General features: G+C 58.7%; 18 protein-coding genes. 9 read left to right on the top strand and 9 right to left on the bottom strand.

What is annotated here, in order from left to right; translation table 11 throughout:
* Positions 1–81: 81 nt before the first annotated feature.
* Together E6W33_RS17750 and E6W33_RS17745 are read left to right on the top strand one after the other, a co-directional pair.
* Positions 82–846 (top strand): FRG domain-containing protein, encoded by a 765-nt coding sequence (locus tag E6W33_RS17750; protein WP_136418648.1) that lies wholly within the window; start codon positions 82–84, stop codon positions 844–846.
* Positions 847–998: 152 nt separating this feature from the next.
* Positions 999–1253, top strand: coding sequence for a DUF1488 family protein (locus tag E6W33_RS17745; protein WP_136418647.1), 255 nt, complete (start codon positions 999–1001; stop codon positions 1251–1253).
* A gap of 199 nt (positions 1254–1452) precedes the next feature.
* On the opposite strand, the gene E6W33_RS17740 is transcribed toward E6W33_RS17745, so the two are convergent.
* On the bottom strand, positions 1453–1662 hold the full coding sequence (locus tag E6W33_RS17740; protein ID WP_136418646.1) for a cold-shock protein: 210 nt from the start codon (positions 1660–1662) through the stop codon (positions 1453–1455).
* A 331-nt stretch (positions 1663–1993) separates the two neighbouring features.
* Complete coding sequence (infA, locus tag E6W33_RS17735; protein WP_136418645.1) at positions 1994–2257, bottom strand: translation initiation factor IF-1; 264 nt, start codon at positions 2255–2257, stop codon at positions 1994–1996.
* A 627-nt stretch (positions 2258–2884) separates the two neighbouring features.
* Between infA and E6W33_RS17730 the strand changes: the two genes are divergently transcribed.
* The gene (locus E6W33_RS17730) at positions 2885–4021 is read left to right on the top strand and encodes a GNAT family N-acetyltransferase (protein WP_136418644.1); all 1137 of its coding nucleotides are present in this window, start codon (positions 2885–2887) and stop codon (positions 4019–4021) included.
* 81 nt (positions 4022–4102) lie between these two features.
* A complete protein-coding gene (locus E6W33_RS17725; protein WP_136418643.1) occupies positions 4103–5311 on the top strand; it encodes a GNAT family N-acetyltransferase in 1209 nt (402 codons plus the stop codon).
* On the opposite strand, the gene E6W33_RS17720 is transcribed toward E6W33_RS17725, so the two are convergent.
* Positions 5263–6252 (bottom strand): alpha-1,2-fucosyltransferase, encoded by a 990-nt coding sequence (locus E6W33_RS17720; RefSeq protein WP_136418642.1) that lies wholly within the window; start codon positions 6250–6252, stop codon positions 5263–5265. The genes E6W33_RS17725 and E6W33_RS17720 overlap by 49 nt on opposite strands.
* 219 nt (positions 6253–6471) lie before the next feature.
* Between E6W33_RS17720 and E6W33_RS17715 the strand changes: the two genes are divergently transcribed.
* The 3 genes from E6W33_RS17715 (at position 6472) to E6W33_RS17705 (ending at position 8313) form a co-directional block, all read left to right on the top strand.
* Positions 6472–6783 (top strand): hypothetical protein, encoded by a 312-nt coding sequence (locus E6W33_RS17715; protein ID WP_136418641.1) that lies wholly within the window; start codon positions 6472–6474, stop codon positions 6781–6783.
* 122 nt (positions 6784–6905) lie between these two features.
* Positions 6906–7598, top strand: coding sequence for a UdgX family uracil-DNA binding protein (locus E6W33_RS17710; RefSeq protein WP_136418640.1), 693 nt, complete (start codon positions 6906–6908; stop codon positions 7596–7598).
* A 187-nt stretch (positions 7599–7785) separates the two neighbouring features.
* Entirely contained in the window at positions 7786–8313 is a 528-nt protein-coding gene (locus E6W33_RS17705; protein WP_136418639.1) for a hypothetical protein, read from the top strand.
* Positions 8314–8364: 51 nt separating this feature from the next.
* Here the strand turns inward: E6W33_RS17705 and E6W33_RS17700 are convergent, their stop codons facing one another.
* The 4 genes from E6W33_RS17700 to E6W33_RS17685 all read right to left on the bottom strand — a co-directional run bounded on the left by E6W33_RS17700 (position 8365) and on the right by E6W33_RS17685 (position 13462).
* Positions 8365–9225, bottom strand: coding sequence for an HDOD domain-containing protein (locus tag E6W33_RS17700; RefSeq protein ID WP_136418638.1), 861 nt, complete (start codon positions 9223–9225; stop codon positions 8365–8367).
* A gap of 320 nt (positions 9226–9545) precedes the next feature.
* On the bottom strand, positions 9546–9944 hold the full coding sequence (locus E6W33_RS17695; RefSeq protein ID WP_136418637.1) for a DUF4148 domain-containing protein: 399 nt from the start codon (positions 9942–9944) through the stop codon (positions 9546–9548).
* Positions 9945–10195: 251 nt separating this feature from the next.
* Positions 10196–12103 carry a diguanylate cyclase gene (locus tag E6W33_RS17690; protein WP_168798682.1) on the bottom strand — a complete coding sequence of 636 codons (1908 nt, stop codon included), beginning with the start codon at positions 12101–12103 and terminating at the stop codon, positions 10196–10198.
* Between the two features lie 156 nt (positions 12104–12259).
* Positions 12260–13462 carry a DUF2863 family protein gene (locus tag E6W33_RS17685; protein WP_136418635.1) on the bottom strand — a complete coding sequence of 401 codons (1203 nt, stop codon included), beginning with the start codon at positions 13460–13462 and terminating at the stop codon, positions 12260–12262.
* Positions 13463–13791: 329 nt separating this feature from the next.
* On the opposite strand from E6W33_RS17685, the gene E6W33_RS17680 reads away from it, so the two are divergent.
* Complete coding sequence (locus E6W33_RS17680; RefSeq protein WP_247869683.1) at positions 13792–14232, top strand: DUF4861 domain-containing protein; 441 nt, start codon at positions 13792–13794, stop codon at positions 14230–14232.
* Positions 14233–14265: 33 nt separating this feature from the next.
* Entirely contained in the window at positions 14266–15060 is a 795-nt protein-coding gene (locus E6W33_RS17675; protein WP_136418634.1) for a DUF3014 domain-containing protein, read from the top strand.
* Between the two features lie 24 nt (positions 15061–15084).
* Here the strand turns inward: E6W33_RS17675 and E6W33_RS17670 are convergent, their stop codons facing one another.
* Both E6W33_RS17670 and E6W33_RS17665 read right to left on the bottom strand, forming a co-directional pair.
* Positions 15085–15330 carry a hypothetical protein gene (locus E6W33_RS17670; protein WP_136418633.1) on the bottom strand — a complete coding sequence of 82 codons (246 nt, stop codon included), beginning with the start codon at positions 15328–15330 and terminating at the stop codon, positions 15085–15087.
* A gap of 89 nt (positions 15331–15419) precedes the next feature.
* Positions 15420–15869 carry a transcriptional regulator gene (locus E6W33_RS17665; RefSeq protein ID WP_136418752.1) on the bottom strand — a complete coding sequence of 150 codons (450 nt, stop codon included), beginning with the start codon at positions 15867–15869 and terminating at the stop codon, positions 15420–15422.
* Between the last annotated feature and the right edge of the window lie 619 nt (positions 15870–16488).

Here is a 16488-nt window from a genome sequence, read left to right as displayed (position 1 = left end):
ACATCAGTTCTTGCCCGCGTGAACCCGGCCGCGCCTGACGATGTCAACATTCACGGAGCCGCCAGAACGTCGCATCGATTTATGCCGATCCCGGAAATTGCCATCAAGACGATAGGAGATCTTTCGCGCGAAGTGCGAGCCCTCGCGCCTATCGAGAAATGGTTGTTCCGCGGACAGACCGATGCCTGCTGGGATCTTGCGCCGAGCGTGCATCGCGGCTACACAGCGCAACAGGAGCGCTACCTGACCAATGAATTCCGCGTGCGCGCACGCAGCCGGCATTTCTCCTGTCCGTCGAGCGACGATTATCCTGGATGGCTTGCGTTGATGCAGCATTACGGCTTGCCGACGCGTTTGCTGGACTGGACCTACTCTCCCCTGACCGCCGCCTTCTTTTCCGTGCATCCGGATTATGTCCCGCCGAGGCAGAGCATCGATCGCGATGCCTGCATATGGGCATTGGATGGACGCAAGCTGAATGAGTCGCAAGGTTTCGAGCCCTTGATCTTTCCCCTGGACGCGTCGTCGTACGAGCCGCTCGTCGTGCCGGCGTTCAAGAACCGTGACGAGCTCGATACCGTCGGCGTCGCAATGGCGATCGAACACGATCCTCGCATTCAACTACAGCAAGGCGCGTTCACTATCCATTCCAGCCGGACGCCTATCAACCTGATCAAGGGTGCCGATGAATGGCTGCGAAGATTGATTGTCAGAAGCGAAGATATCCAGTGCTTCTTTGAAGAACTGACTGCGCTTGGGATCAGGAAATTCACGCTGTTCCCCGATCTTTCGGCGCTGACCTCCGAACTGAGGTCCATGCATCGGCCGAGCGACGGATGCTATTAAGCCTTGGCTATCAGCCTCATCTGTCGCGCTCCGTTCGCGGCAGCAACTTGCAGCGGAGCAGCTTGACCAATCCCTTGTGCTGCGCGTGTTTTGTTTGCTATTGCGGCAAATCGCGTGCACTATCGACCAAGAAATTGTAAGGAGTCAAACTTATGTCCCATACCACAACAGAACCCATGCTCACCAGCGCCGGCGTTGCCTTCACCGTGTGCGTCGACTCGATCAAACGTGCCTGCGTGATCTCCAATGATGCACTTGCGAAGTTAAGCAAACTCAAGAGCATCGATAGTGATCCGATGACCACCTTCCGCGCCTTCGAGGCCACCATCACCGGCGTCGCGCGCCGCCTTGTCGCCGCCAACGTACCAGGCACGCCGCTCCTGATCCTGCCGCAGTTCTTCCGCTGATCGCTCGTCGCAAGCAAAAAGACAGACGCAAAAAAGCCCGCCGAAGCGGGCTTCCATTCAACACAAGGTTCAACTCGCCGAGCGCCCATGCTATCTGCATGGTGCCCGCGGCTTTAGAAGAATTTTCCTGCGATTACCGGGCGCTGCATGGCGGCGGCCCGATAACATGTGAATTCTGATGCTGCGTGATCTGAACTGATCAGACCGGGCGGATGTTGCTCGCCTTTTCGCCCTTGGGGCCGGTGCTGCGTTCGAACGACACGCGCTGGTTTTCGGCCAGGCTCTTGAAGCCGCTAGACTGGATGTCCTGGAAGTGTGCGAACAGATCCGCGCCACCGCCGTCCGGCGTAATGAAGCCGAAGCCCTTGGAATCGTTAAACCATTTTACTGTGCCAGTAAGAGTACTCATGTATTACCTCTAAAAAAATAAGGGACGAAGCCCATAAGGGCACGAAGCCCGATAAGCACTTGCGACCAAGAGATGCAACTGAGGTATTCAAACAGGAATGGCTCTGAGGCAGAGCAAGACGGGAAAGAGGACCAGAAGGAACGACAACTTGATGAAGTGCAGGACTCAATATACAGGGCTTGGCGCGATTCACCTAATCTTATTTTCGATTTCGCGAAAATAATTCAAAGCATCAGGACGGGTTCGTGTGCCGGGCCTGATGCCTGCGCAGTATTGCTGTGACAGCAAGGATGCAAAGCGATCAACGCGATGTCATCTTTGCCTTGCCGGATCAATACCGGCGATGTTGCGGGCGGGACGGGCCGCTGCCGCGATTCTCGATGTGACGGAAGGTGATGCGTCCCTTGCTCAGATCGTACGGAGACAATTCGAGCGAGACCTTGTCGCCCGCCAGGATGCGGATGTGATTCTTGCGCATCTTGCCGGAGGTATAGGCGACCAGCTGGTGCCCGTTATCCAGATTGACGCGAAAACGCGAATCCGGGAGGACTTCAACGACGCTTCCACTCATTTCAATCAGTTCTTCTTTAGCCATGTGTAATTCCCATTCAAAGTTGGTGCGGCGGCCGAATCATCAGTCGGCAGCGGGCTGAGTCTTGACCGTGCGCGTGCGCACAGCGCAGGAGAGAGCGGCCTGCGCGCAGATTCATGCGATTTCTCTCTTGCGGCGCGCCCGGACTGCGGGCGGGCTTGATGCGTGTCAGTGATGCGGTCTTTGCACAAGGGCGCGGCCGCAGACTTGAACGATTGTCGACATGCCTGAGTTGCCAGGCCAGATGCCAACGGTGGGTTGACGGGGTTCCGGGTACGAATGTGATCCCGGAAAGTAGTTTGTTGCGTTGAGATACCACATTGTACTCCACATGGGGGCCACGCGACGGGACATTTACCCAATCGACGCTGACGCGCGTGTGCAGATGCCATTCATGCATCAAAGAGACCGCATCGACTGCATCGGCTGGGGAATTCATTTGAGCGCTCTCAACAAGAGCGGATCTGGTGTGAATTCGACGGCCCGTGACGAACCCAAATTCCTGACCGCGTGCTCAAGAGGCGCGGCACGGTATCTCCTTGTCCCATTCATCCGGGTTTTTTGCGGGTCGCGGATGCCGGCATGTCGATGTATTCGGCAACCGCTCATTATTCAGAATGAGAGAAAACCATGCACTCGGAAAACACGAGCATCGCGCTGTACCAGAACCCCATTCCACCCCACGTCGAATCGGACATGGAGGAGCTGTATCAACACCGATATGCGTCCTACCTGCAACTCAGGGTTTATGGGCACATTACCGAAAACACAAGAACCTATGTGGCAAGCAGAAACGGCAAGACTTCGGTCGCGCTGATATTCCGCCTCGAGGCGGACAGGGCCTGCGTTCTCAACGAGCAGATGTGGATAGCCGAGGAGGAGATCGAACGCTTCGTGCGTCACATCTTTGATGCCTTTCCGAACGTGAACGTGGTCTCCTTTCCTGTCATCCGCACCGACATCCGGCGACTCTCGTTTCCCCATCAGCAGTTTCACTCCACGCAGGATATCGTCCTCGGCCTGCCGCAGTCGATCGAGGAATACATGGCGCGCCTGGGAAAATCGACGCGCAATTATCTCAAGCGGTATCTCAACAAGTTCAAGCGCGACTATCCGTCGTTCCGGTTCCAGGTCTTTGTCGGCGAGGAGATCCAGGAGGCTGATGTGCGCGCCATCATCGCCTTGAACAAGGCAAGGATGCACGGCAGGAACAAGACCTCGTACATCGACGACGAAGAAGAGCGCCGCATGCTTACACTGCTGAAACTGCGCGGCTTCGTCGGCGCCGTCACCGCCAACGGCCGGGTCTGTGCCGGCACCATCAATTATCGGTTCGGGAACAATTATTTCCTGCAGGTGCTGTCCCATGACCCTTGCTATGACGAGTACGGACTCGGCACCCTGTGCTGCTACCTGACGATCTGCGAATGCATCGCGCGCCAGGGCAACGAATACCATTTCCTCTGGGGCCAATACGAGTACAAGTACCGGCTGCTCGGCGTACAGCGCGACCTCGACCACCTCGCGGTTTATCGCACGCGCATGCAGATGCTTCGCCATCTGCCGATGGTGCTGCGGATTGCTCGCGAGGGATACAACTACTCGGCCAGAAGCTGGCTCCTGAACAAGGCGCGGCGCAAGGACGACACGAGCATCGCCTCCACCCTGGCATTCCATCTCGTGAACGGCATGCGGGATGCCAAGCATGCCGCAGCACGCGTGCTGCACCGCGAGCATGGGATCGGCGACAGCCTGCCACGGCAGTAGCGCAGTCCGCCGCATGCGGCGCTCGACGCAGGAATAGCCCCGCTTCAACCATCGTTGCCCGGGAAAGAGAGGTCGTCATTCATGAATACGCTCAGCAGTGCTCCATCCATCGGCAAGAAAACCGATGAACGTTTTCCGGGGCAGCAGGCACGGCCCGAGGAATTCAGCATCGCCTGTTACGACAAGGAAGTGCCGCCATTTGCCAGCGCCGAGATAGTGCGCCTGCATGGCCATCTCTACTGCCTGCCCTCGTACCTCGCAATGACAGGGCAGCTCGATGGCGCAAGTACCTATGTCGCCAGCAAGGATGGCGCACCAGTTACCGTTCTCCTGTTCCGGGTGGAGGGCAATGCAGTTACCGTCATCAGCGAATTCGTGCAACTCGATGAAGAGGAAATCCGGCGCTTTGCGGCATACATGTTCGGTACGTTCAGGTCGGTCAAACGGGTCACCTTCAACCGGGTGCGGACCGTGCTCCGAAGCCTGACTTATCCATGGCATGCGGTGAACCATACCGAGGACATGATCGTCAACTTGCCGTCCACGCCGCAGGACTACGATGCCCGCATCGGCAAGAACATGCGGCGCAACATCAAGCGCTACACCAGTGCCTTGCAACGCGATTTCCCGACCTATGCCTACCGCATTTGCGTTGCAGAAGACATCGGCGAACAGGACATCCGCGACGTCATCCGCCTGGGTTGCATCAGAATGGAGAGCAAGAACATCGAACCACGCTATACCGAAGAGGAAACGCGATGGATCGTGCAGCTGGCGAAACAGTGCGGCCTCATTGGCCTCGCTACCATCGAAGGGGAGGTGTGTGCCGGCGCAATCGGTTTTCGTATCGGTGAAAATTACTTCATGCACGTGATCGCGCACGATCCGCGGTACAACGATTACAGCCTCGGCATCCTCTGCTACTACCACACGATTTGCGAAGGCATTGCGCGGGGAGGCAAGCGCTTCCATTTACTGCAAGGCAGGTATGGCTACAAGTACCGGCTGCTGGCGGAGCGCCACGATATTCAACACCTCGACATCTACCGCAATCTGGTACACGCAATCGCCCATGGCAAGCGCATCGTCAGGAAGGCGATCGACGGACGCGTTCTCGCGATCAAGCAGTGGCTGCTGCATGATGCGGAGCGCTCCGACGCACCGGGTGCGCGCTTCATCGCGCAAGTCGTGAACCGGCTGCGGCAGCGCAAGAGATCGTCCGGCGATGTCGTTCGACCGCCTCAGGAATCCACCACCACCCATCCCTCCGGAAAGAAATCCTCCGGATGATTCAGGTGATCCAGCGCATTCATGCGCCGCGTCCTGACCACGATCTTGTCCGGATTCTTGTTGAGGTACGCGGCCCACCAGCTGAACGAGCTGAATCCGGCCGTCACATTGTGCTTGCACCGGCTCATCAGGTGCAGGTCCTCGTAGCCGCGCTCCGGGCCGTTATGGTCGACGTAGCTGACCTTGCCGCGTATCGGAAGATTCGCTTTAGCCCATTCGATTTCATCGGAAAAGACAAAGAAGTGGGGATGCGCCAGTTTTTCCTCGAAGTAGGCAATCGCATTCCGGTAATACTGATCGGTGACCACGCCCTCGTACCAGCTCCTGTATTCCGGGTTGGTGACCACGTCGCCGCGACGCACATGCAGGCTGACCGATTCGCACGCCAGAATGCGTTCTTCAACGATCCTGCTCTGCGACGACAAAGGCTCTTTCAGCTTCAATTCGTCCACAATCTGATCGCGCAGCGAATCGAAATATCGATATGAAAGAAAGCAGCCTCGCAGGATCGTCTCATCGGGCAATTCGAAAAAATGCGGCTTGTAATGCCAATCGCCGCGCGCTTCCATGAACATGCGCTTGTGAGTGCCGGATAGTCTCATTGCCAGCTTCGACAGGTCCACGCCCTGATCGCGCAGCAGTCTTACCGCGCTTTTGAGAATCTTGATGTCGCGCAGGCGGCTCTTGATGGCACTATAGGCGCCGATGCCCGACGCCTGTCCGGCTGGCACGGCTGCGGACATGTCCGGGTAATCGGCCTTGATATCGAATTTGTCGAGCTGAAATGAATGTCCGACATATTCGCCGAAGTTGCGTCCCTCCCTGCAATCGGTATCGACATCCAGGTAGAGGGAGGTATTGTGCTTGTGCGCCAGGGCGCGCGCTGCGGCGTACATGAACAACTGGTTGCCGAGGCCGCTGTGAATTTGTACGACGATCATCCGATTTTCCTCCTCGTTGCAAGCGGCTCAATCGAGAGGAGTGATTGCGCTCTGCGCGATCCGTTCAGTCCTTGCGACGATCCGTTGAGACGGCCCAAGGATGTGTCCTTGAGGCTCGTGTTCACGGCTTGAATTGCCCTCATCGCATTGCGCTTTGAGGGCGGCTCGCCATACTGGAGGGAACGTCTGGCCGGCCCGCATTTTTCACAGGAGCAGCTTATGAAATCCGTTTCGATTCTTGTCGCAACACTCGTGCTACCCGCATCCCTTGCACTTGCGCAGACGCCCGCACCGACCACCGGCAGTACCAGTTCGATTCCCTACATCCCCTTGATCGGATCGTCCGGTTCCTCGATTGCCTCCAACACACCCACGGCCACGGCATGGTTCATTGATACGGCGAGCAAGCTGGTTGTGTTCTGTGCACAGTCGAGCACGGCGACCACCAGTGGAGCGCCGAACTTCGCCTGCACCGCGCAGCCGGTGCCGACCACGGCAACCGGCGCAGCGCCGCCGGCTACAACGCAGTAAGCAGGAAAATCTTCCGCAGTCGGAAAGGCGGCCGAAAGAGATTCGCCGGTCAGACGCGGCCGCTGAACGATTTTGCAAGCATGGAATCACAATAGGGTGAACTTCTTCTGCTTGCGAAGACGATGCCTGCCATCCACCAGCCAGTCAGAAAACGCGTCCGGCGTGTACCGCCGCAAGACGCAACGCGCATAGCCCCCGATGCCGATACCTTGCAGGAAGTGCGTGAAGCCGCGAAGCACTGCAGGGACTGCCCCTTGTGGGCGAATGCAACCCAGACCGTATTCGGCGAAGGGCCGGCGCACGCGCCCATCATGCTGGTCGGCGAGCAGCCCGGCGATCAGGAAGACCGCATCGGCCATCCCTTTGTCGGACCGGCGGGAAAGTTGCTCGATCGTGCGCTGGAAGATGCAGGCATACGCCGCGATCAGGTGTACGTCACCAATGCAGTGAAACATTTCAAATGGGAACCCCGCGGCAAGCGACGCCTGCACAAAAAGCCGGGCGACAGCGAAATCGCCGCTTGCCATCAATGGCTGGAACGTGAACTTGAACTTGTCGCGCCGGCACTCGTGGTCGCCATGGGCGCCACCGCCGCCCGCGCCTTGCTGGGACGAGCCACGCCGATCGAAGTCAATCGCGGCAGGCTGAATGCGTTCAGCGGTGCAATGCACATCCTCATCACCGTGCACCCATCCTACCTGTTGCGCGTGCCGCCCGAGGCTCGGGATGGTGCGTATGCGCGCTTTGTGCAGGACCTGCGGCTCGCCATGCCCTTCGCGCAACATGCTTCCGGTCCGCCCGGCGAGGCATCATGAGGGCGAGCTGCGAAAAGGATTGACGCGAAGCATCGGCTTTTCAGGGTGAAAGAGCAAGGCCGTCACGACAAGATCAAAGCGATCTTCCGCAAGTTGCGAGATAATGCGCCCCCCGATACCTTTTTGCGCCCACGTCACGAATGGCGAGGCACATGCATATCAGTAACTTTTCTTGAGGCACATTACATTGGTCACATCACGAAGCAAACGCTGGAACGGCAACTTTGACACCCTTCCGGTCGAATATCTCAAAGGCGTCCTGGAGAAAATGGGCGAATACGGCGATCGCGTTCAGTTTTCGCTCATCAGCGGCGGTTCCGAGCCGAGCTATCAGGTCGTGAATACCTTTGACAAGACAATGGCCTTCGACCGCAACCATCACCTGTTCCGCGTCGAGGGCGATGAATTCACCGGCGTCAACGCCACGCCGATCTTCACCGTGGATCAGATCAAGGCTGCCATTTCCGGGATCGGTGCCAGTTCGCGCCCCGCGTCGCGCACGTCGCGCGTCGTTCGCGCCGGCAGCGGCGGGACGCGCACCAGTGCGGCCAAGCTGGAGGAACAATTCGCCGCGCAGCGCTATGAATACTTCAAGAATAACCGGCAATCGCTGCCGCCGAGAATCTCCGAATACACTGAAGAGATCACCCAGCTGATGAAGCAGGGCAAGTCCGTCGAAGATGCATTCGGCGAGGTCGTCAAGAAATACTTCTGAATTCCGGTGTGAATCCTGGAGCCGGCACGCACGCGTGGCCCGGTCAGGGTTCTAGCCGGGCGGCGAGGGAGGGGCTTGTGGCTCGTTCATCTCGCCCAAGCCCTTCAAACCAAGCCTGAGCTTCAAGGTCTCCTCGTCGATATTCATCAGCCTGGCGATCGCACGGAAATCATCCGGCAGCGCCGGATCGTCCCAGCCCTGGGACGAATGGCGCGCCAGGTCGACGGCGAGCTTGACGTTCTTGACCCGCGGCCGCTCGCTGTGCGCATCGTCCATCAGGCTCAACAACAGTTCAGGCAGTTCCCAGGCCCGGCAGAGCGATTCCTGCAAGCCATGCAGCGAAAACCGCAGCACGCTTTGCTGCGCGTCGGCGCTGCGCATTGCGGGATGTGTCCTGCGCAGCTCGGCAATCTCCATCGCCTGCTGCGGCGCGAAGCACCAGAGCAGCATCTCGGCCAGGTCGTGCAGCAGGGCGGCAACCGCCACTTCCTCGCTGTTCAGATCGCAGCGCCACATTGCCCAATCCGCAGCGTAACGCGCCGCCCGCTGCGCGCGTCGAATGACATGCAGCAGGCCGAGCAGTGCCTTCGGATGCTGCGCGAGACGTTCCTCGGCGATGTCGAATTGCGAGAAGTGGTGAAAGAAGGGTTCGACGCCCAGCATCATCACTGCGTGCTCGACGGTCGAGATGTCCTGCAGCTGGCGCCGCCCGCGATTGCGCGCGCTGAAGCGCAGCAGGCGCACTGTCATCAGCGGATCATGCAAAACGATGTCGGCAATTTCGCGGATATTGATGCGGTCGGCGCGCTCGTGTGCTTGCGCGATGGAATGCGCGGTCTGGCGCAGGACCGGGACTTCCTTGGCGCTCAGGAATTCCGTCCAGGGCGCGATGCCGGAGGGGAGTGTTGTCATGCCGACTACTGTGCGAAAGCAGCTTGAGGAATTTCATTGTACGTCGTGTCGCAGCACGCGTGGGCTGGTCGCGGAAAATCTTGTGCCGGCCGAGGCGGCAAGAGTGTTTGAGGAAAATGAGGCGCTGAGCGGCCCGGGGGAGGCCGGCAATGCCGGGCGAGGTGGCCGCCTGGCTGAAGTTCGCAGCCGCCCTGCAGGCGCAAGGCCGTCATCCGCGACGAGTTCGAGCTGTATCGAGGAAGCAGTACGTCTGACAGGGCGAAAAAGCACATCGCTTCTTCGCCATCAGTCTCGGACAAGCATCGCCTTGCGGTGCAAGCTTACTTGGCGCCCTTGGTCTTGGGAGGGATGTCCGCGCATTCCAGGTTCTTGTTGAGCTCGCCAGCCTTGGCTGCTTGCGCAGTTTCGGCCTTGACCTCGGCACGGGTCCTGGTGCCCTTGGTTCGAGGCACATCGGGGCACTCAATGTTCTTGTTCAGTTCGCCGGTCTTGGCGGCTTTTGCGGTTTCAGCCTTGACTTCGGCGCGCGTTTTTCCCGCGTCGCAGCGAGGAGAGTCCGTGCACTCGGTGTTCTTGTTCAGTTCACCGGCCTTGGCGGCTTTTGCGGTTTCCGCCTTGACCTCAGCGCGAGTCTTCGGCTTGGCGGTGTCTTGTGCGAGGACGGGATAGGAAATCAGTGCGCTGATGACGAGGGCGAGGATGGGTGTTCCCTGTTTCATGCTAGCTTCTCCTTATGTTATTCGTCGTATTGGATTGACCCGGAGGGCCCGGACCTGTGCAGAACGAAGAAGGCCGTTTTCAGAGTACCTCTAACGCAATTCATGCGACTGAGGAATATCAAACTGTTATTGGATTTCAACAGAATGGCACTCCGCCTTATCCGGGGAGTGCGCCCGGCTCAAGCTTGACGAAATCCGTCAACTATTCGCAAGAAGGCAGGGGCGATACGCGAGCGGCAAGGGAACGGAGATCACGGACCGATCGGGTCAGAGGGCATCAGTGATGGCGCTTGCGACGACTTGAACAGACAGGTGCAGTTGCGTCCCTTGTTTTTCGCTTCGTACATCGCAAGGTCCGCGTCGTGGATCAGTGACTCTTCTTCGGAAGCGCTGTCCGCTACAACCGAATTGACGCCGATGCTCACCGTGACAGCGATGATGTGCGCCTCGAACCTGACCTCGACGCGCGCGACTTCTTGCCGTATGCGTTCGGCCACGTGGAACGCCCCTTGGGGATCGGTCCCGGGCAGCAGTACGACGAATTCCTCGCCGCCGAGGCGGAACACGCCATCTGCCGGGCGCTGCAGCACGGCGCGTATGGCGTTCGCAACCTGTTTCAGGCACATGTCGCCGGCCAGATGGCCGTAGGTGTCGTTGACCTTCTTGAAGTGATCGATGTCGAGCAGGAGCAGGCTGACCGGCTCGCCGGCGCGTAGCGAACGCCGCCATTCATTGCACAGGACCTGGTTGAAGTAGGCGCGATTGCCGACGCCGGTGAGACCGTCGATATGGCTTAACTCGGTCAGCTTGCGGTTGGCGTCGGCCAGGTTGTTCAGTGCCTGATCAAGTTCGGATGTCCGTTCGCGGACACGTCGCTCGAGCGTTTCCGTGATGCCGCGCTGAATGCTCTCATTCTCCAGCCGCAGCAATCGCAAGCGGTGTGCCAGCGCATAGGACAGCAGGATGGTTTCCAGCGCTGCGCCGATCTGCAGTCCGTATTCCGTGATGAATACGTGCGGCAGTATGCCGAAGGTCTTCAGGGTGTAGACAAAGACAAACACCAGCAGGACCGTCCACGCCAGCATGAAGTATTTGGCGTGGAGTACGCCGTTCTTCAGGCACAGCGAACCGGTGAAAAAGAGGAGCACCGTGGCAATCATCGTCAGGAAGGTCGCCATCTTGATCGCCACGGTGTAGTTCAACGCAAAGGAGACCAGCATCACCATGACGAAGAGCCACAGGAAGACCTTGAACACCTTATCCATCCGCGGCAGGTTTTTTCGCAACTGAAGAAACTCGCGCGAAAACTGCATGATCGCGGTGTACACCAGGCCGATGGAAAAAGGCGTCGAGACATTTCCCCACCATGGATTGTCCGGCCACAGGTATTCGAACGCGAGGCCGTTGAGCGTGCTTTGGAACAGCAGGATGCTGGCGAGATAGCCGACATAGAACAGATAGTTGATGTCGCGTATCGACAGATAGATCATCAGGTTGAACAGCAGCATCGCGATCAGGATGCCGTAGTAGGCGCCTTGCACCAGATGCTCTTTCTGGTCTCGTTCGAGCAGGGCGTGCGGGCGCCACAAGGTCATCGGCACCTGCATCGAACTGTCGGTGCGCACGCGCATCAGCAGGCTCACCGCTTCGCCTGCCTTCATGGGCACCTTGAACACCATGTTGTGATGTTTTACCTGCCGTTGCGAGAACGGAAGCCTGTCGCCGCCGCGATACGACACGACGCGCTTGTCCGGCCCCGCGTAGATCAAATGGACGTCGACATAGTCGAGCAGGGGATACTGCAATTCCAGCAGCCATTCCGACGCGATGGTTTCGCGGTTGAGCAGGTCGATCCTGAACCAGTAGGAGGAATCGGTAAAACCGAAATTGGGCGAATCGCTCCGGTTATGCGCGAAGCCTTGATCGAATCTGCCCGACAAAAGATCCTGCAGGGTCAGGGCGCCCGAAGGGTCTTCCAGAAACTGGAGATGGCGGCCAAGCGGATATTCGTCGACCGATGCGGACAGCTCGGCCACGTCGCTCGCCAGGGCAGTGGGTGCGGCCCCCAGGATCAGCGCATGCAGCACGCACAAGGCCATTGCACGCGCCGCGGATCTCACCCAGCCGCCAGCCATCAATAAACAGCCCAAACGCGCCATGTCTCCGATTCCCTGTGCTCGCGTGCCCGTCTGCGGAAACTGCTGCGGGCGATTCACTTCTCGTGGTTTTTTCCCATGCCATTTCCGTCTGGAAAGCATGGTGTGACATTTTACCCACAGTCAGGGAGAATTGCCCGGCGCTGAAAACGCGTGTCCTTAGCGCTTATACGGCCGCACATCGACCGCATTGCCCTCCGCATCGTACTTCATGGCGAGCGACACCGACTTCACGCCGATCGTCGTCAGCGCATCGCAGGCATCCTCGACTTCGCTCATCCAGTCACCCGCCGTGCCGATCGCTTTTTCCGATGAAACGAGCAGCGCATCGTCCGCGTTCGCATGCAGGTTCACGCGCACGAACATTTCGCCATCGATGTCGGTCGGGCCGACGACCGCGTGGGCATGCTCCGGATCGATGCCGTGATCATCCAGGCCATGATGCAGCTCGGCCATCATTTGCAGCGTGTCGTATTCGGCGAATCCGCGCGCGGTCCCGCCATGGAAAAGATCCTGATAGAGGAAGTCGATCTCGACATCGCGTCCGTCGGTGACCAGGCAACGCTTGACCAGCGGCGCGACCTGCTGCGCCCATTGCTGGAAGCGTTTCGCGCGCGTCTCGAAATACGCATCGGCCGCTGCTTCTTTTTTGGGCACCTGGTAAAACGGATCATCCATCCGCTTCAACGTGAAGCCAAGCAGGAATCGCAGTTCGACCGCCACGTCGTCCGGCGCGAAATGACTTTCCGGCCAGCCGCTCATGCTTTGCTCGATGGCCGGCGCCGCAACCGCCTTCTTGCGCGTCATGGAGTCGTAGGCTTCCCGCACCATGGCATTGATCTGGCTGTAGGTAATCCCGCGAATCTCGTCGGGATGGTAGGCATGGCTGACCAGCACCACGCTGGCATCGCGGCTTTCAAGTTGCGCTTCCAGAAAACTCGTGCGCAGCAAATCGAATGCTTCCTCGTCCTGAAAGCATTGCTCCGCGCGCAGGCCGCCGCCGGAGCGCGCGAACAGCGGAACGACGAAGGCATTGACCTCCAGCTCGCGGCCATCCTCGCGCCGGAACACCACGTTTTCCGAGGCTTCCTCGATGTTCTCGCGCAGAAGCCGGCAGGCGTCTCGATCGCTTTCTTCCGCGATATCGATTGCTTCCTGCAAGGCTTCGTCCTTTTTTTGTTGCAGGCACTTCCGGATGAGCCGATGAAAATCGGCCTCGTCGTTTTTCGAGTTATCGGTTTTTGCAACGCGATCCTTGCGCGCGTCGAGTTCGATCGCCAGCGAGGCCAGCTTGTGCGCCAGCGCATCATCCTGATTTTCTTCAACGGTTTTTTTCAGGGCAGGGCGTTTGCTTTTGTGCATGATTTTCTATTGTCAGGTAAGGCTAGCTTGCTTGGTGTAGGCTAGAACTCATTTCATAAATAGGAGGGTTCGCGTTCGCACCAGAATCGGTGCTGGCAAGGCGTGCGACGCGTCGAATAGCGGTGCCTATTCGCAAGGAGCACAACGCAGTCCAACGCCGATTCTGGTGCGAACCCTCCGGGAAGGTGGTCTGGACGGCGCATTGCGGCGTAAGAGGGGACGCCGAGTCCGCTAGCGCAGGGGGCCACCCTGCGCGTCGCGCCGCGTCTTGCACTGCATCCGTCCAGACCGCCTTCGCGAGCCCTCCTATTTGTGAAACGAGTTCTAATATGGACAGTGAAAACCTCATTCAACTCAGCGGGCCATTCAGCGTCACCGATTCATCGGGCCGCGCCTGGGACCTCCATGGTATCCGGATCTTCGATGAAGGCTATGCAATTATCGACGTCTACGTCGATTTCGTCTCGTCAATGGAAGACGAACCTCTGTACGAGGACGCGCTTCTGATCAAGCAGATCATGTCACGGCTGCGCTTCCTCGGCTACGTCGGCCCGGACTTCGGCGCAGGCGATCTCGGCCTGCAGGACGACAAGCTGATCGTGCTCGAGGCGCCGGAAGAATTCGGCCGCTTTGCCGCCAGCAAAGGCTGGAAAAATCTTGCAGAAGCGTATGCCGACGACGATCCGGCCGCCGCGTCCGGCGACATCATAAGCGATTCCGTGTCGCGCACCGTCTTTTCCGACCTGATGCGAAGATTGAAGGTAAGGTGATCGCAGGTTTGTTGCAGAGCGAGGAGTCGATAGATGAAGAAAACCCTGGGATGGTTGTTTGCCGTCATCGTGCTTGGCGTGGCAGGATTTTCGGTTTACCTCTGGCGACAAGGACCGACCTATCAGCCGCCGCCCATCGCGCCCGCCGAACCGCCGGCTGCAGCGCCGGCCCCGCCCGTTGCAAGCGCTGCGCCCGCGATCAAGTATCCGGTTCCTGAAAAGGCCGAGAAGCCGCTTCCCGCGCTCGCGCAGAGCGACCCGGCGGCCTTGAACGCGCTCACCGAAGTATTCGGCAAGAAGGCGCGCCAGTTCTTCCAGCCTGAGGAAGTGATACGGCGCGTCGTGGTGACCATCGACAATCTTCCGCGCAAGGTGGTCTCCGCGCAGTTGATGCCGACCAAGCCGATCGGCGGCAAGCTGCGCACGGCGGGCGAGGGCGAAACGCTCACCATGTCCCCGGAGAATTTTGCGCGCTACATACCCTTCATTCGCCTCGCCGAGATGGTGGATGCCAGGACTTTCGTCGCCGCCTACACAAGGTTGTATCCGCTCTTTCAGCAAACCTATCGTGACCTCGGTTATCCCGACGGCTACTTTAACGATCGTCTCGTCGCCGTCATCGACCATCTGCTGGATGCGCCGCAAAGCGAAGGTCCGATCGCGCTGGTTCAGCCGCATGTTTTTTACAAGTTTGCAGATCCCGCACTGGAATCGCTGTCGGCGGGCCACAAGTTGATGCTGCGCATCGGCAATGACAACGCAGCGAGAATCAAAAAGAAGCTGCGCGAAATCCGCAAGGAACTGGTCAGCATCCCGCCCTCGGGTTGACTTGCGTGAGGGCGGGAATTCCGCTTACTCGCGATAGAAGTACAAGCCCGCGCACAAGGCAACGCCGACCAGATAAAGCATCCATGTCTGCGATACCGCATAGGGATAGAGCATCAGCCCGACGCCGATCCACTTGGTGGTGCCGCGCGAGGTTTTCTTGCCATAGCGATACGCGGCGAAACCGATGATGCCAAAAAGGATGGCACCGATCAGGTAGGCCGGCGAAGGAAGTGTCAGGCCCAGCGAGCCGAGTGTATCCAGGTTTTCCATGCAGGGTCAACAGTCTGTTGCTGAATAAGGGTTCCGGGAGGATGCCAGTGGAAGTATAACGAGCTCTGGCCGCCGCCTTGCTTCGTTCGTCATTCGCCGGCTTCCAGAAGTTGCGCCACCAGTTCCTCGACCAGGTAGCGGCGATGTGGTGGCAAGGCATGAATTTTTTGCGCGAGCAGGAGCGCATCGGGCGCGGGTTTTCCCGCGTTCTTCGCCGCCGTGGACGACTTGCCGGTCCGCGGCGCTTCATATTCCGCCGGGTCTTCCCTCACACTCAATGTTCCATCGCTTGGCGGCCCATAGTGCAGCCAGTGTTCGCTGACCTGCAGCCATGCGGCCAGGGTTGCCAGCTTTTCCTTGGTCGGTATCGCTCTTCCGGTCAGCCACTTGTGCGCGGTCTGCGCAGAGACTGCGCTTCCCAGGTGCCGTAGATTGAAGCGCAATGCAAGTTCGGTCGCGCCGCGCACGGCTTCCGGACTGCGGCGCAAAGCGAGCTTCAGCCGCTTGGAGAATGCTGTTTTTTCTTCACTGGTAGGCATGGCGCCCATTGTGCGACATGCTTTTTCAGGAGCATCAACCGCACGAGATAAGTTTAACCCATGTAGTTTAAAATGCACCTGTCCGGGATAAAATTTCAGCGATGCCAGCGGAAGTGCCGCACTGGCCGCTGTGACAGAGGAGAAAAAATGCAGCTGGATGAGACCTATGCCAATACGCTTGAACTGGCCGTTCGAATCGCCGATGACGCAGCACGCGCCGACATCGAAACAAGCTGTCCGAGCTTTACCGGCGACGGCCGCGAACCCATGACCGCCGAGGAAATCCGCTCGGCCTGGTATGACGTTGCAGGCGCGGGCACGGAATCCCGTGGCGTGGTCGAGATCGCGCTTCACTACCTCACCTTGCGCGGAAAGATCATTCATCACCCTTCACGGAACACCTGGGTGCGGCTGACATCCGGCTGTGCAGGCGATCCACTGGATGCTTCGCTCGCTTGTACATGCAAATTTGATATGCCAAGCAGCCAACTTCGGTAGCATCGTCACAACGAATCACCATCGGAAGTTGAAGCTTTCATATCGTATCGTGGTAATTGATTTCCCTCGGGCAAGCAAAGACGCTATGCTCGTACTGAACGCCTGCCTTGCATGCCCGGCT

This window comes from Herbaspirillum sp. ST 5-3 (assembly GCF_004804275.1).
Classification (GTDB): Bacteria; Pseudomonadota; Gammaproteobacteria; order Burkholderiales; family Burkholderiaceae_D; genus Noviherbaspirillum.
Note: the sequence above shows the minus strand (reverse complement) of the source record. Positions and strands in the feature narration are given on the sequence as shown.

What these genes read in the sequence shown, in the direction of transcription:
- E6W33_RS17750 (WP_136418648.1), top strand. Translation starts at nt 82, where the DNA reads ATGCCGATCCCGGAAATTGCCATCAAGACGATAGGAGATCTTTCGCGC.
- E6W33_RS17745 (WP_136418647.1), top strand. Translation starts at nt 999, where the DNA reads ATGTCCCATACCACAACAGAACCCATGCTCACCAGCGCCGGCGTTGCC.
- E6W33_RS17740 (WP_136418646.1), bottom strand. Translation starts at nt 1,662, where the DNA reads ATGAGTACTCTTACTGGCACAGTAAAATGGTTTAACGATTCCAAGGGC.
- infA (WP_136418645.1), bottom strand. Translation starts at nt 2,257, where the DNA reads ATGGCTAAAGAAGAACTGATTGAAATGAGTGGAAGCGTCGTTGAAGTC.
- E6W33_RS17730 (WP_136418644.1), top strand. Translation starts at nt 2,885, where the DNA reads ATGCACTCGGAAAACACGAGCATCGCGCTGTACCAGAACCCCATTCCA.
- E6W33_RS17725 (WP_136418643.1), top strand. Translation starts at nt 4,103, where the DNA reads ATGAATACGCTCAGCAGTGCTCCATCCATCGGCAAGAAAACCGATGAA.
- E6W33_RS17720 (WP_136418642.1), bottom strand. Translation starts at nt 6,252, where the DNA reads ATGATCGTCGTACAAATTCACAGCGGCCTCGGCAACCAGTTGTTCATG.
- E6W33_RS17715 (WP_136418641.1), top strand. Translation starts at nt 6,472, where the DNA reads ATGAAATCCGTTTCGATTCTTGTCGCAACACTCGTGCTACCCGCATCC.
- E6W33_RS17710 (WP_136418640.1), top strand. Translation starts at nt 6,906, where the DNA reads ATGCCTGCCATCCACCAGCCAGTCAGAAAACGCGTCCGGCGTGTACCG.
- E6W33_RS17700 (WP_136418638.1), bottom strand. Translation starts at nt 9,225, where the DNA reads ATGACAACACTCCCCTCCGGCATCGCGCCCTGGACGGAATTCCTGAGC.
- E6W33_RS17695 (WP_136418637.1), bottom strand. Translation starts at nt 9,944, where the DNA reads ATGAAACAGGGAACACCCATCCTCGCCCTCGTCATCAGCGCACTGATT.
- E6W33_RS17690 (WP_168798682.1), bottom strand. Translation starts at nt 12,103, where the DNA reads ATGGCGCGTTTGGGCTGTTTATTGATGGCTGGCGGCTGGGTGAGATCC.
- E6W33_RS17685 (WP_136418635.1), bottom strand. Translation starts at nt 13,462, where the DNA reads ATGCACAAAAGCAAACGCCCTGCCCTGAAAAAAACCGTTGAAGAAAAT.
- E6W33_RS17680 (WP_247869683.1), top strand. Translation starts at nt 13,792, where the DNA reads ATGGACAGTGAAAACCTCATTCAACTCAGCGGGCCATTCAGCGTCACC.
- E6W33_RS17675 (WP_136418634.1), top strand. Translation starts at nt 14,266, where the DNA reads ATGAAGAAAACCCTGGGATGGTTGTTTGCCGTCATCGTGCTTGGCGTG.
- E6W33_RS17670 (WP_136418633.1), bottom strand. Translation starts at nt 15,330, where the DNA reads ATGGAAAACCTGGATACACTCGGCTCGCTGGGCCTGACACTTCCTTCG.
- E6W33_RS17665 (WP_136418752.1), bottom strand. Translation starts at nt 15,869, where the DNA reads ATGCCTACCAGTGAAGAAAAAACAGCATTCTCCAAGCGGCTGAAGCTC.